1 protein-coding gene is annotated in these 245 nt (G+C 36.3%); it reads left to right on the top strand.

Annotation, left to right across the window (positions count from 1 at the left end; genetic code table 11):
- Nucleotides 1-114 precede the first annotated feature (114 nt).
- A partial coding sequence (locus HMPREF2697_RS10190; RefSeq protein ID WP_306806825.1) for a biotin/lipoyl-containing protein occupies nucleotides 115-245 on the top strand: 131 nt, incomplete at its 3' end.

Raw genomic sequence — 245 nt, 5'->3', positions numbered from 1 at the left:
ATTTGAACTCGAACGAAATGCTTCGGAATTTAGATAGTTTTACTGGTGTGCAAGCACACTAACGTAAAACTCCTAAAATTCTGTCGTATTTTAGCGTTCTTAGTATCATAAAATATGGCTTTTGAGATTATTATGCCTAAGCTTGGTGTTGATATGCAGGAAGGCGAAATCATCGAGTGGAAAAAACAAGAAGGTGATGTGGTAAATGAGGGAGATATCCTTCTTGAAATCATGTCAGATAAGAC

Origin of the sequence: Streptococcus sp. HMSC064D12 (assembly GCF_001837205.1) — a bacterium.
GTDB classification, from domain to species: Bacteria; Bacillota; Bacilli; order Lactobacillales; family Streptococcaceae; genus Streptococcus; species Streptococcus salivarius_D.
The sequence above is the reverse complement of the archived record's forward strand: the minus strand, read 5'-3'. Positions and strand labels throughout refer to the sequence as shown.